Annotated in this window: 7 protein-coding genes; 6 read left to right on the forward strand and 1 reads right to left on the reverse strand. The window is 70.2% G+C overall.

The annotated features are described in order from the left end of the window. The first annotated feature begins 376 nt into the window (after positions 1-376). The 5 genes from rpsL (at position 377) to BIV01_RS08060 (ending at position 5,180) form a co-directional block, all read left to right on the forward strand. Positions 377-745, forward strand: coding sequence for a 30S ribosomal protein S12 (gene rpsL, locus BIV01_RS08040; protein ID WP_017885540.1), 369 nt, complete (start codon positions 377-379; stop codon positions 743-745). Between the two features lie 4 nt (positions 746-749). Then, complete coding sequence (gene rpsG / locus BIV01_RS08045) at positions 750-1,220, forward strand: 30S ribosomal protein S7 (protein WP_022903294.1); 471 nt, start codon at positions 750-752, stop codon at positions 1,218-1,220. A gap of 87 nt (positions 1,221-1,307) precedes the next feature. Then, positions 1,308-3,422, forward strand: coding sequence for an elongation factor G (gene fusA / locus BIV01_RS08050; protein WP_070417677.1), 2,115 nt, complete (start codon positions 1,308-1,310; stop codon positions 3,420-3,422). Positions 3,423-3,556: 134 nt separating this feature from the next. After that, complete coding sequence (tuf, locus tag BIV01_RS08055; protein ID WP_070417678.1) at positions 3,557-4,744, forward strand: elongation factor Tu; 1,188 nt, start codon at positions 3,557-3,559, stop codon at positions 4,742-4,744. 178 nt (positions 4,745-4,922) lie between these two features. Then, positions 4,923-5,180, forward strand: a complete 258-nt coding sequence (locus BIV01_RS08060) for an Rv0909 family putative TA system antitoxin (protein ID WP_071295208.1) — start codon at positions 4,923-4,925, stop codon at positions 5,178-5,180. Positions 5,181-5,278: 98 nt separating this feature from the next. Here BIV01_RS08060 and BIV01_RS08065 read toward each other — a convergent pair whose 3' ends face one another. Continuing rightward, positions 5,279-5,845: a GNAT family N-acetyltransferase gene (locus BIV01_RS08065; RefSeq protein ID WP_071302487.1), complete on the reverse strand. Its 567-nt coding sequence runs from the start codon at positions 5,843-5,845 to the stop codon at positions 5,279-5,281. Positions 5,846-6,098: 253 nt separating this feature from the next. On the opposite strand from BIV01_RS08065, the gene BIV01_RS08070 reads away from it, so the two are divergent. After that, positions 6,099-14,708, forward strand: a complete 8,610-nt coding sequence (locus tag BIV01_RS08070) for a DUF11 domain-containing protein (RefSeq protein ID WP_071302488.1) — start codon at positions 6,099-6,101, stop codon at positions 14,706-14,708. Positions 14,709-14,863: the final 155 nt, after the last annotated feature.

Consider the following 14,863-nt stretch of genomic DNA (forward strand, 5'->3'; position numbering starts at 1 on the left):
GACGGCGCCCCGGTGCGTCCAGGAGGCGCGGTGCCGGCTCGCCACGTCCGTCCAGCGGCCGTGGGTCCGGTCCACCGCGCCCGGCCGGGCGGAGCGCCCCGCGCCCCGCGCGACCACCCACGCGGCGCCTGTTCGCCCAGGGCACTCGTCACGCGCCTCCAGGGCGACGCGCCCGGATTGATTTCGCCGGGTTACGCGGGTAATCTCTTCCGGGTGTGCGCCTTCGGGCGTGCCCGAAAAGTCCGGTCCGACCAACGGTCGGCCGGAACACTCCGTCCCCCACTCGTCATCCGCCGTCAGGCGGTGATCAGCGTGGGACGAGGAAGTCGGCGGACCGCGCCGGCCGGAGAACACGAGCGAAGAACCAGGAGAACAGTTGCCTACTATTCAGCAGCTGGTTCGCAAGGGTCGTACGCCGAAGGTCACCAAGACCAAGGCGCCCGCCCTGAAGGCGAACCCCCAGCAGCGTGGTGTGTGCACCCGCGTCTACACCACCACCCCGAAGAAGCCGAACTCGGCACTGCGCAAGGTCGCTCGTGTCAAGCTCTCGAACGGCACCGAGGTCACGGCATACATCCCCGGTGAGGGCCACAACCTCCAGGAGCACTCGATGGTGCTCGTGCGCGGCGGTCGTGTGAAGGACCTCCCCGGTGTCCGCTACAAGATCATCCGCGGTGCGCTCGACACGCAGGCCGTGAAGAACCGTAAGCAGGCACGTAGCCGCTACGGCGCGAAGAAGGGTTGAGCCAATGCCTCGTAAGGGTCCCGCCCCCAAGCGTCCCGTCGTCGCAGACCCGGTCTACGGCGCACCGATCGTCTCGCAGCTCGTGAACAAGATCCTGCTCGACGGCAAGAAGGGCCTCGCAGAGCGCATCGTCTACGGTGCCCTCGAAGGCGTTTCCGCCAAGAACCAGCAGGACGCCGTCGCGACGCTCAAGAAGGCGCTCGACAACGTCCGTCCCACCCTCGAGGTCCGCAGCCGCCGCGTCGGTGGCTCGACCTACCAGGTCCCGGTCGAGGTCAAGCCGCACCGCGCGAACACCCTCGCGCTCCGCTGGCTGACCTCGTACGCCAAGGCCCGTCGCGAGAAGACGATGACCGAGCGTCTCATGAACGAGATCCTCGACGCGTCGAACGGTCTCGGTGCCGCGGTCAAGCGCCGTGAGGACACGCACAAGATGGCCGAGTCGAACAAGGCCTTCGCCCACTACCGCTGGTAGTCCCGGCACCGTCCGGGCGCCGGTGGTCATGAACCCCGGCGCCCGCACGGACGCCAACCTCTCCTACAACTCTTCCGGAGGAACCCTGTGGCACAGGACGTGCTCACCGACCTGAACAAGGTCCGCAACATCGGCATCATGGCGCACATCGATGCCGGCAAGACCACGACGACCGAGCGCATCCTGTTCTACACGGGCATCACGCACAAGATCGGTGAGGTCCACGACGGCGCTGCCACGATGGACTGGATGGCGCAGGAGCAGGAGCGCGGCATCACGATCACGTCGGCCGCGACGACCTGCTTCTGGGACAACAACCAGATCAACATCATCGACACCCCCGGTCACGTGGACTTCACGGTCGAGGTGGAGCGTTCGCTCCGCGTGCTCGACGGTGCGGTCGCCGTCTTCGACGGCAAGGAGGGCGTCGAGCCCCAGTCCGAGACCGTGTGGCGTCAGGCCGACAAGTACGACGTCCCGCGCATCTGCTTCGTCAACAAGATGGACAAGCTGGGCGCCGACTTCTACTTCACGGTCGACACCATCATCAACCGCCTCGGCGCGGAGCCCCTCGTGCTCCAGCTCCCGATCGGCGCCGAGAACGACTTCGTCGGGATCGTCGACCTCATCGAGATGCACGCCAAGGTCTGGCCGGGCGACTCCAAGGGTGATGTCACCATGGGCGCCCAGTACGAGGTCCAGGAGATCCCCGCGGACCTCAAGGACCGTGCGGACGAGTACCGCGCCAAGCTGATCGAGCGCGTCGCCGAGACCGACGACGCCCTGCTCGAGAAGTACTTCGGCGGCGAGGAGCTCACCAAGGACGAGATCAAGGCTGCGATCCGCAAGCTCACGATCGCGTCCGAGGTCTACCCCGTCCTGTGCGGCTCGGCCTTCAAGAACCGCGGTGTCCAGCCGATGCTCGACGCCGTCATCGACTACCTCCCGTCCCCGCTCGACGTGCCGCCGATGATCGGCCACGACGTCAAGGACGAGGAGAAGGAGATCATCCGCAAGCCCGACGCGTCGGAGCCGTTCTCGGCCCTCGCGTTCAAGGTCGCGGTGCACCCCTTCTTCGGTCGTCTCACCTACGTCCGCGTGTACTCGGGCTCGATCGAGTCGGGTGCCCAGGTCATCAACTCGACCAAGGGCAAGAAGGAGCGCATCGGGAAGATCTTCCAGATGCACTCCAACAAGGAGAACCCGGTCGACAACGTGACCGCCGGCCACATCTACGCGGTCATCGGTCTCAAGGACACCACCACCGGTGACACCTTGTGCGACCCGACCAACCAGGTCGTCCTCGAGTCGATGACGTTCCCGGAGCCGGTCATCGAGGTCGCCATCGAGCCGAACACGAAGGCCGACCAGGAGAAGCTCTCCACGGCCATCCAGAAGCTCGCCGAAGAGGACCCGACGTTCCGCGTCGAGCTCAACGCCGAGACCGGTCAGACGACGATCAAGGGCATGGGCGAGCTCCACCTCGACATCCTCGTCGACCGCATGAAGCGCGAGTTCAAGGTCGAGGCGTCGGTCGGCAAGCCCCAGGTGGCCTACCGCGAGACCCTGACCAAGGTCGTCGAGCGCTACGACTACACGCACAAGAAGCAGACCGGTGGTTCCGGCCAGTTCGCGAAGGTGCAGATCGCCCTCGAGCCGATGGAAGTCACGGCCGAGAAGGTCTACGAGTTCGAGAACGCCGTCACCGGTGGTCGCGTCCCGCGTGAGTACATCCCGTCGGTCGACGCCGGTATCCAGGACGCCATGCAGGTCGGCATCCTGGCCGGGTACCCGACCGTCGGCGTGAAGGCCATCCTCAAGGACGGCGCGGCGCACGACGTCGACTCGTCCGAGATGGCGTTCAAGATCGCCGGTTCGATCGCCTACAAGGAAGCGGCCCGCAAGGCCGGTCCGGCGATCCTCGAGCCGATCATGGCCGTCGAGGTCCGTACTCCGGAGGAGTACATGGGCGACGTCATCGGTGACCTGAACTCCCGTCGTGGCCAGATCGCCTCGATGGAGGACGCCTCGGGCGTCAAGGTGGTCCGCGCGAGCGTGCCGCTGTCCGAGATGTTCGGCTACGTCGGCGACCTGCGGTCGAAGACCTCTGGTCGTGCGGTCTACTCGATGACCTTCGAGACCTACAGCCAGGTCCCGGCCAAGGTCGCCGAGGAGATCATCGCGAAGAACGCGGGGGAGTGACGCTCCAGCGTCTCTCCACAGGCGGGGGCGCCCGGCGACGGGCCCCTCGCCACCAAGTACAGTAAAGACACACACTGCACGCCAACGGTTCACGAACCGGGGGCATGCTCTCCGAGTCCTGAGGAGGACCCACAGTGGCCAAGGCCAAGTTCGAGCGGACCAAGCCGCACGTCAACATCGGAACCATCGGTCACGTCGACCACGGCAAGACCACGCTCACGGCGGCGATCACCAAGGTTCTGCACGACCAGTACCCGGACCTCAACGAGGCCCGTGACTTCGCTCAGATCGACAACGCTCCCGAGGAGCGTGAGCGCGGCATCACGATCAACATCTCGCACGTCGAGTACCAGACCGAGAAGCGCCACTACGCGCACGTCGACGCTCCTGGTCACGCTGACTACGTGAAGAACATGATCACGGGTGCGGCGCAGATGGACGGCGCGATCCTCGTGGTCGCCGCCACCGACGGTCCGATGCCCCAGACGCGTGAGCACGTGCTGCTCGCCCGCCAGGTCGGCGTCCCCTACATCGTCGTCGCGCTGAACAAGTCCGACATGGTGGACGACGAGGAGATCCTGGAGCTCGTCGAGCTCGAGGTCCGTGAGCTCCTCGGCTCGCAGGAGTTCGACGAGGACGCCCCCGTCGTGCAGGTCTCGGCGCTCAAGGCGCTCGAGGGCGACGAGAAGTGGGTCAAGTCCGTCCAGGACCTCATGGCCCAGGTCGACGAGCACGTGCCGGACCCGGTGCGCGCCACCGACCAGCCGTTCCTGATGCCGATCGAGGACGTCTTCACGATCACCGGTCGTGGCACGGTCGTCACCGGTCGTGTCGAGCGTGGCACGCTCGACCTCAACTCCGAGGTCGAGATCGTCGGCATCCGCCCGACGCAGAAGACCACGGTCACGGGCATCGAGATGTTCCGCAAGCTGCTCGACAAGGCCGAGGCTGGTGACAACACCGGTCTGCTCATCCGTGGCCTCAAGCGCGAGGACGTGGAGCGCGGCCAGGTCGTCGTGAAGCCGGGTTCGGTCACGCCGCACACCGAGTTCAAGGCGAACGCCTACATCCTGACCAAGGAAGAGGGCGGGCGTCACAACCCGTTCTACGCGAACTACCGTCCGCAGTTCTACTTCCGCACCACGGACGTCACCGGCGTCATCACGCTGCCCGAGGGCACCGAGATGGTCATGCCCGGCGACACCGTGTCGATGGCCGTCGAGCTGATCCAGCCGATCGCCATGGAGCCGGGTCTCCGTTTCGCCATCCGTGAGGGTGGTCGTACGGTCGGCGCCGGTACGGTCGAGGAGATCGTCAAGTAACTCCGGTTACCACGCGTCAGCGGGGTCGGACCTTCGGGTCCGGCCCCGCTTTCCGTTTCCCGGGAGTTCGCTCGCGTTCGGCGGACAGATCGCGGGGATCGGAGCACGATGTGGGCCAAGCGGCCGGATCGACCGGCCATCGAGCGGCCGGGTCACCTCCGGCCGGCAGGGAGGCAGCATGGCCGGCTTCGACGACATCCAGAAGAACGTCTCCGCCAAGGCGGAGGAGGTCACCGACCGGGCGAAGGCGTTCGTGGACGAGAACAAGGACAAGATCGAGGAGGCGCTGCAGAGCGACAAGGCGGAGGACGTCTCCGACAAGATCATCCACGGCCTCGCCGACGGCATCAAGAAGGTCACGGGCGGCAAGTTCGACGAGCAGATCGACAAGACCGCGCAGGACCTGGACGACAAGATCGGCAACAACGGCGAGTAGGTCCGACGCCGACGCCGGACTGGAGGCGCTGCGCACGACGTGCGCAGCGCCTCCAGTGCCGTCTCGGGCCCGGCCCGATCGACAGGCCGGCCCGATCGTCAGGCCGGTTCGACCGTCGTGGCGACGACCCAGCGGTGCTTGCCGATCGCACGCTGGCGCGCGAACCCGAACCGCTCGAAGGTCGAGAGCGCGCCGTGGAAGAGGAAGCCGGCCGGGACCGCTCCGGCGGGTTCCGGGTAGCCCTCGACGATCCCGCCACCGGCAGCGGCGATGAGGGCGAGCGCACCGCCGAGCGCCTCGGTGGCGACTCCGCGGCGGCGGTACCCGGCGCGGACGTAGTTGCAGCCGATGCGCCAGGCCGGATCCGGACCGACCTGCGACCGGTCGTACTCGCGACGGTTCTTGATGCGGACGACCTCGGAGACCGGCCCGTACTGACACCAGCCGACGCACCGCTCCCCGTCGAGGACGAGCGCGGCGTGGGTGGTGCCAGCGAGGACGCGGGCGTGCTTGCGCTCCCGGTTGCACGCGGCGTCCCGTGTCGGCCCCTCGTCGTGGAAGCCGATGCAGAAGCAGCCGCTCGGGAAGCCGTCGCTCGTGCGGCAGAGCTCGTCGAAGGCGTCCCACGTGGACGCGTCGAGAGGACGTACGGTGTACGACGCCATGGCGGCAGCGTAGACGTGCCGTCGGCCTTCCGGAAGCCGACGCAGTTGTCCCCACAAGGTGGGACGCGATGTACCCCACTCGGGGTGTTGTTGCGGTTTCCCGCGACTCGATACCGTGGAGTCGCGAGGCCGACCCGGCCTCTCGTGGTGACCCGAACACCCACGCACGCGCGCCCAGGGATCCCTGCCCGGACGGTGCCGCATCGCTGCGCTGTGCTCGGCGTCGCCCGACGACGACCCGAGAGCACACCCGATGCGTCCTGCCCTGTTCCCCGCCCGTCCGCGCGCCCTGGCGATGCTCGTCGTGACGGCGCTCCTCGCCGGACTCCTCGCGGTCCTGGCGGTCGCGCAGCCCGCGGCGGCGGACTCGGTCGTGACGGTCACCGCGAAGGCTCCGGCCACGGCGCTGAGCGGGGACCCGGTGAACGTCACGCTCACCGCGACGAACAGCACGCCGGCGTCGGGCGGGACACCGCTCTACAACCTCGGGTACTCCTACCTGCTGCCGGCCGGAGTGACCTACGTCGCCGGTTCAGCGAAGGCATCGGGCGTCGCGCTGCCGGACCCGACCACGAGCACCCCGACGGCAGGCGGGCTGCTCCTGGTCTTCTCGAACGTGTCCGACCTCGTCGCGGGTGACGAGAAGTCGATCACCTTCCAGGTCCAGCCCTCGACGACGACCTACCCGGTGGGTTCGTCGTTCGCCGGGACGGTCCAGGTCGCCGGCAGCGGGAACGCGCGGAACGTGCCGACGTTCGACCCGACGACCGGTGCCCCGGCGACCAACGCGACGAACGCCGCCACGGCGAAGTCGACCACGACCGCGATCGCCGCGATCAAGGTCACGAAGGCCGAGGCCAGCCCGGAGAACGAGCTGGTCCGCGGCGTCCACGACCACCCGACGGTCTACACGCTGACGGTGCAGAACACCTCGACCGCGCCGAGCAACGGCGTGACCGTCACGGACTACCTGCCGGCGGGCCTCGAGTTCCTGCAGTGCGGCGCGGTCGACAACACGACCTCCGGGCCGGAGTACGCGGGGGCGCCCGACCTCACGGCAGCGACCGCGGCGAAGGCGTCCGGGACCCTGACGCCGGCGAACTGCCTCACGCCCCAGAGCGTCACGACCGTGAACAACGTCCCGGGCAAGGGGACGGCCGTCTTCACGAAGGTGGTCTGGAACCTCGGTCAGCTGACGAACGCGCCCGTGACGATCCAGTACCTCGCCGCCGTGCCGCTGCGCGAGAACACCATGACCTTCGCCACCGGCAGCCAGACGCCTGCCGCTCCGACCACGGCGGCGCTGGCCAGCACGGCGAACCTCGACAACAACACCGGCGCGTCGACCAGGCAGAACACCTCGGACACGACGTCGAACGGCCGCGGCCAGACGAACACGGTCACCGCTGCCGGCACGTACACCGGCAAGGTCGACGGAACGGCGACGTCGGCGCAGAGCTCGACGGCGTCGATGACCGTCGAGGCGATGGACCTCGCGGTGGCGAAGTCCGTGACCACGCCCGTCGACGGGAACGTCTTCGCCGCGGGCCAGCAGGCCACGTACTCGCTCCTGATCCGCACGAGCGAGTACGAGTCGTCCGCCGGCATCACGCTGACCGACACGATCCCGGACGGACTCTGCCCGGCGTTCCCCGCCGGGACGAAGACCACCGGGACCATCCCCGCGGACTGCGACCCGAACACCGTCAGCGCGCTGAACCAGCCGATGACGAACGGGACGGTCGACCAGGTCGCCTACGACGCCGCGGCGGGCACGTTCACGATGACCTTCCACGTCGCGGACCTGGCCACCGACGGCTCGGTCACGGTCTCGTACAAGGCGCTCATGCGGGACAAGTACTCGGTCACCGGCTCGGGCGGCCCGACCGCCGCCGGCGACGACTTCACGAACAAGGTCCGGATCGCGGGGACCTCGACCGGTGTCCACGGCGACACCGGCTCGACGGCGGTCGTCGACGACTCCGCGGCGACGATCGTGTCGAACTCCCCGAGCATCGCGAAGTCCGTGCTGCCGCGCGCGTCGAGCGACGGCGTGCGGAACTCCGCCGACTGCACCGCGACGACGCGCACCGGGTACCAGACGACGACCCCCACCGCCCCGTTCCAGCTCGGCGACGTCGTCTGCTTCCGACTGCAGGTGGACTTCCCGGCCGGTGTCCAGAGCCGCAACGCGACGATCACCGACATGCTCCCGGTCGGTACCACCGCGGCCGGTGGGACGTGGACGGAGGGCACCGACTGGACCTACGGGTCGGAGAGCTCCGTCCCCGCATCGGACGTCACGCTCAAGTCCTCGAGCGCGACCACGGCGTCGTTCGCGGTCGGTCACACGATGTCCGGCGCGAGTGGCACCTACGTCGACGGTGACGGCCAGGCGGTGCGCCTCGTCCTCTACGTCGCGGCGACCATCAGCACGCAGGGCTCGAGCAGCACGAAGGTCGACCTCGTCGACAACCTCATGAAGTTCGCGCAGCAGAACACGAAGGGCTCCGTGACGAGCCTGCGGTCCTCGGTCGGCTACACGGTCGCCGGCACCCCGACCGCGACGCTCGCGAAGGACATCGTCAAGGCGGACGGCACCACGGTGTCCAACCCCACCACCACCACCGAGGGCCAGGTGCTCAGCTACCGGCTGAACGTCGGCAACACCCCGGCCACGGGGACGACGTCGGCCATCGGGAGCGTCACCGTCTGGGACGCCCTGCCGTCGAAGGTGACCTGTGCGATGGTCACGAACATCTCCGACCAAGGCGCCTGCGGTGCGGCGCCCACCGGGGCGGCGACCAAGTTCACGGGTGTGCAGTACCTCACCTGGACGATCCCGTCGATCGCCGCGAGCACGACGAAGAGCCTGACGTACGACGTCCAGACCCCGTCACCAGGCTACGTCGGGACCACGTTCCCCAACTACTCCTCCGTCGTCTCCTTCACGACCGCGACGGACTCCGGTGCCACGACCACGTGGATCCCGAAGCGCGGGACCAACGCCACCGCGTCCTCCACCCCGGCGGCCGGTCAGGGCACCGCACCGCAGGCCGACGCGAACCGTTCGGTCGCGATCCCCGCTGTCACGGTCGCGAAGTCCGGGGCAGCGGTCGCGGACTCGACGCTGACGAACCTGTCCGGTGACGCGGCCGCCCCCGGTCAGACGCTCGGGTACAAGTACTCGGCGACGATCGCGGACCGCACGAGCGCCGCGAACGCGACCCTCACCGACCCGCTGCCGACGGGCGTCGGCCGGACGGCTGCCACCTCGTGGACCCTCACCTTCCCGGATGCGACGACCATCACGGTGCCGGCGAGTGCGCAGGGCACCGACGTCACCGGGACGTACGGCGGGCAGACGTTCACGCTCACCGGGACCGGCAACGCCAACGGTGCCGGCGCCGTCCTCTTCCCGGCGACGTTCGACAACACGACCGGTGCGCCGGTGAAGTTCGAGGTCGTCGTCACCGGGCTCCGCGCGACCGCGGGCGTCGGGACGTACCCGGCGTCGGACGGCACGGGCTTCACGACCGCGGCACCGAAGAACACGGCCACCTTCACCTCGAAGCCCTCCGGCGTCACGGCGTACACCGCGACCGCGTCGAAGACGGTGACCGTGCAGGCCCCGGCCGTCGCGATCGACAAGTCCGACGACCTCGGTGGCCGCACGGTCGCCGGTGGCGACACCGTCACGTGGACCCTGAGGACGACGAACACGGCCACGAGCGCGGACGCACGGTCCACCCTCGTCGGCGACTGCTTCCCGGACGCGTTGACGCTCACGTCGAGCTCGGCGGCCGAGACCACCCCGACCTCCGCGCAGCGCGCAGCGTTCGGCAGCTGCCCGACCGGCACCACGCTGCACGTGTGGAACGCGACGAGCGACGGCGTCCTCGCCGCCGGAGCGTCCGCCACCATCACGGTCGTCGCGACGGTCAAGCAGGACGCTCCCGCCGGCCAGACCTACCGGAACACCGCGCGCGTGCTGGCGTCGAGCCTGACGACCGACTACGCGACGGCGAACAGCTCGTACGTGCAGCTCGCGAGCGACACGGACGACGTCACCGTCACCGGTCCCTCCGTCACCAAGCGGCTGACGGCACCGACGTGGAACCCCGGGACGGGGGCGTCGACCGGCACCGCCAGCACGGACCCGTCGGACACCGCTGCGCTGCAGGTCCGCCCCGGTGACGGCGCGACCTACACGATCACGACCACCATCCCGGCGAACGTCGCGCTCTACGACGCCCGGATCACGGACGTCCTGCCCGCGGGCACCGCCGCGACCGGCACGCCGACCGCGACGAGCTCCGACGACGCCGTGACCGCGACCCCCTCGGTCGACGGTGCCTCCGTCGTGGTCCGGCTGTCGGACATCCCGACCGGCATCGACCACCCGGTGACGATCACGACGGCGATCCCGGTCACGGTCGGCACCGACCAGGTCGCGGGCACGGGGCTCGCGAACACCGCCACGCTCGCGTGGAACCGGACGAGCAAGGGCGCGGCGCCGACCGACGCGTCGGTCACGTCGAACGCTGCGAACGGCAGTGTCGTCGCGCCGTCGCTCGCGATCGCGAAGACCGCGACGGTGGGCTCGCAGACGTCCACGACGATGAACGTCGAGCCGGGCCAGACGATCACCTACCGGGTGACCGTGACGAACTCGGGCTCGCCGGCCTACGGCACCCCGGTCACCGACTGCGTGCCGAACGGCATCACGGTCGACCCCGCGTCGCTCACCGCCGACGGCGCGGAGATCGCCGCCGACGCGGACTGCGGCGGCGGGCGGATCACCTGGCCGACGGCGGTCATCGGTGCCGGCGCGACGGTCACCCACACCTACACGGCGAAGCTCGCCGAGGACGCCACCCTCTCCGGCAGCCCGCTGGTGAACACGGCGTCGACCGGCGTCTACCACTCGCTCGCCGCGGGCGGAGCGGACTACGCCGCAGCGCGGGCGACCGCGAGCGTCACGCCGTCGTTCCCCCGCGTGGCCGTGACGAAGTCGAACGACACGATCGGCGGACTGTCCTACGTGGGCGTCGCCTCGGACTTCAGCGTGACGTTCTCGAACACCGGGAGCGCTGCCGCGTCGGTGCGCGTGCAGGACGTCCTGCCGGCGAACTGGTCGTACGTGTCCGGCAGCGCGACGGTCGCACGTGACGGTGGTGCCGCGTCCGCCGTGGCCGACCCGACGCGCAGCGGCGGCGGGACGACCCTCACGTGGGCGGACCTCGGCGCGCTCGGTGCCGACCGGTCCCTCGTGCTGCACTACCGCGCCGTCCCCGGCACCGGTGCGACGACGGACCCCGGCGCCGGTACCTCGATCGCCCACACGAACCACGTGACGGCGACGGTGACGAGCGCATCGGGCGGTACCGGTTCGGCGAAGGGCTCCTTCGTCTCGTACCCGAACGGCGGTGACGACGCCACCGCGACCGCACGGATCGCGGCGGCCGACCTCGCCCTGACGAAGACCGCCACGACGTCGAAGGTCGTCGCCGGTGCCACCACCGCGAAGGCCTGGACCATCCGGGTGACCAACACGGGCCCCGACGCCGCGCACGGCACGACCGTCGTGGACGCCCCGACGGGCCTGGCCACCGGTGCGACGCTGGCCTTCACGGGCAGCGGCTGGACCTGCACGCCGGACGACGGCACGTGGTCCTGCGTCAACGGCGCCACCGTCGCGGCGGGCGACTCGTTCCCCGAGCTCGACGTCGCGCTGACGCTGCCGGCCAACGCGCCGCTCACCGCCGTCCGGAACACCGCCACGATCCACCAGGGCACGGGCCAGACCTTCGACCCGGAGAGCGGGAACGACAGCGACACCGCGAGCGTGACCCCGGTCGCGATCGCCGACCTCGCGATCACGAAGACCGGTCCCTCCGGGACGGTGCAGGCCGGCCGGACGATCTCGTGGAACCTCTCCGTCGAGAACCGCAGCGACCCGACGACCCAGAGCGTCTCGGACGCACGTGGCACGGTGACCGTCACGGACACGCTGCCCGACACGGTGACCCTCGTGGGTGCGACCTCGGACGACCCCGCGTGGACCTGCGCCACGGACGACGACACCGTGACCTGCACGCGCGACGGCCTCGCGAACGGCACCACCGCCGGCGCGATCACCGTCACCGCGACCGTGCACCCGGACGTCACCGCCTCGCAGTCGATCGTGAACACCGCGGGCGTCGCGGTCGACCCGACGCGCACGACGGACCCGACCTCGTCGAACGACGACGCGGAGGCGACCACCGGCGTGGACGACACGACCTCGCTGACGATCGCCAAGGCGTTCGGCTCGACGGCGCAGACCGCGCCGGACGCGACCGAGCGCGCGGCCCTGGTCGCGGGCGAGTCCGCGGACTGGACCATCCGGGTCACCAACACCGGCACGGCCGATGCACGCACGGTCCGGGTCTCGGACACGCTCGAGTCCGGCACGCGGCTCCGCGCCGACGGGCCGGTCGACGAGGCGACCGACACGATCACCCAGACGGACGGCGCCTGGACCTGCACCGCACCCGCCGCCGACGGGAACGACGTGACCTGTAAGCTCGACGGCACCCTGGCCGCCGGGAAGAGCACGACGTTCACCATCACGGTGACGACCCCGTCGTCGATGTCCGGCACCCTGCTGAACACGGCCGTGGTGACCGCCGACAACGCGGCGCCCGCCGAGGCGCAGGGCCGCAGCGACGCCACCCAGACCGCCGGCCTGTCGGTGACGAAGACCGCGGACGTCGAGACGGTCGACGCCGGGAAGGACGTCACCTACACGATCACGGTCGCGAACCCGACCGGCCCGTCCGACCTGCCCGCCGGTGACGGCACCTCGCCGAGCGTCCGCGTCCAGGACACCCTCCCGGCCGGCGTGGAGTTCCGCGGGCTGACCGCGGCGACCCAGCAGCACTGGACGCTCGAGTCGAACGAGGACGGCGTGCTCACCCTGTCGAGCGCCGACGGGATCGCGGCGGGCGCGACCGACCCGAACACGATCGTCCTGACCGTGCACGTGCCGGCGTCCTTCCGCGGATCGTCGATCGTCAACACCGCGACCGCGGCGCCCGTCACGGCCACCGGCCCGACCGCGCACGACGAGGCGACCGTCGACGTCACCACGCACGCCGACCTGTCGATCACGAAGCAGCGCACGAGCGCCCCGAGCGCCGACGCCGGCACGACCGTCACCTACGACGTCACCGTGACGAACGACGGCCCCTCGGACGCGCAGGACGTCACGTGGACCGACACACCGCCCGCGGGGATGACGGTCACGAAGGTCACGACGGACGACACGGCCTGGGAACAGGGCGCGGATCCGAGCACCTGGTCGACCGACGTGGTCGCGAACGGTGCGACCACGGTGTTCCACGTGACCGCCTCGATCGCGTCCGGCACTCCGGCCGGCACGCTCCGCAACACCGCGGTCGTGTCGAGTGCGACGCCCGACACGGACCCGACGAACGACACCGCCGGTGACGACGTCACGGTGACGACGCACGCTGCGCTCCGCCTGACCAAGACCCCGGTCGAGAAGCCCGGGTCGACGACGGCCGCGAAGCGCGTCACCGCCGGCGCCGAGCAGACCTGGTTGCTCCAGGTCAGCAACGAGGGTCCGTCGGACGAGCAGCCCACCACGGTCGTCACCGACCAGCTGCCCGAGGGGCTGACGTTCACCGGCGCCTCGAGCGACGGAGCGGTGTGGACCTGCGACGGCACGACCGACCCGACCCTGGTGACGTGCTCGCTCCCGACGACGATCGTCGCCGGGACGGACGCCCCCGGCCTGTGGATCACCACGAAGCTCGCGTCCGGCCACACCGCCGGCACGATCGAGAACCGCGCGGTGATCACCGGCCAGGGCACCACCCCGCCGGTCGGGACGAACGACGAGCCGGTGACGAGCCCCCTCGACGTCGACGAGGTGGCGAACGTGGCCATCACGATCGGGCACGACGGCACCGCGGTGATCGGCAAGGACCTGCCGGAGACGATCCGGGTCCGGAACGTCGGCCTCTCCGACGCCGCGGCGGTCACCGCGACCTACACGCTGCCGAAGGGCCTGACGTACGTCGGGGCCGAGGCCGACCCCGCGTGGACCGTCACGTCCGTCACGAAGAACGCCGACGGCTCGACCACGGTGTCGTTCGCCCTCGCGGGCACGCTGCCGGCGGGCTCGCTCGCCCCGGCGATCACGGTGCACCAGACGCCGACGGCCGCCGCCTACCCGGGCGTGCAGCCGAGCGCGACCGTGGCGACGAGCACGACCGAGACGACGCTCGCCGACAACGACGACTCGGACGAGCTGGCCGTCGACCCCGCGTCGAGCCTGGCGGTCACGAAGACGCACACCGGGCAGCTGGTCCGCGGGGAGACCGTCGGGTACACCATCACGGTGCGCAACGACGGCCCCACCGAGGACCCGGGCCCCGTGGTCGTCACGGACCGTCTGCCGGCCGGCCTCACCCTGGTGAGCGTGAACGACGCGAAGGCGGCGACCTGCACCACCGGGCAGACCGTCACCTGCACCCTGACGGGTCCGCTCGCCGTCGACGGGAAGGTCGCGTTCCAGGTCACGGCGAAGGTCGCGACGGACGCACCGGACCGCATCACGAACGTCGCCATGGTCGAGTCGCCGACGACGCAGGTGGTGCCGGTCGCGGGATCCGCCAGCCCGACGGACCCGATGCGCGCCAGCGACCCGGCCCCGGTGCGCGACGCACCGGAGTCGGCGAGCGAGCTCGCCTTCACGGGTGCGGCCGGACTCGGCATCGGTGCGCTGATCGCGCTCCTCGCGATGGCGGCCGGTGGCGTCCTGCTGGTGACGCGCCGACGTCGCCGAGCGTGACCACCTGACGGACGGGAGGCGCGGTGCCGGCTGGCACCGTCCCTCCCGTCTCGGCCGTCACCCCGCTGGCGCGGTGCGCCGGAACCGGCGGGTGGGGCCCACCTCCCGTCCGTCGCCGGGCCGGGTCACAGGCGGTGGCGAGTTGCATCGAGAGC

Origin of the sequence: Curtobacterium sp. MCBA15_013, assembly GCF_001865095.1 — a bacterium.
Taxonomy (GTDB): Bacteria; Actinomycetota; Actinomycetes; order Actinomycetales; family Microbacteriaceae; genus Curtobacterium.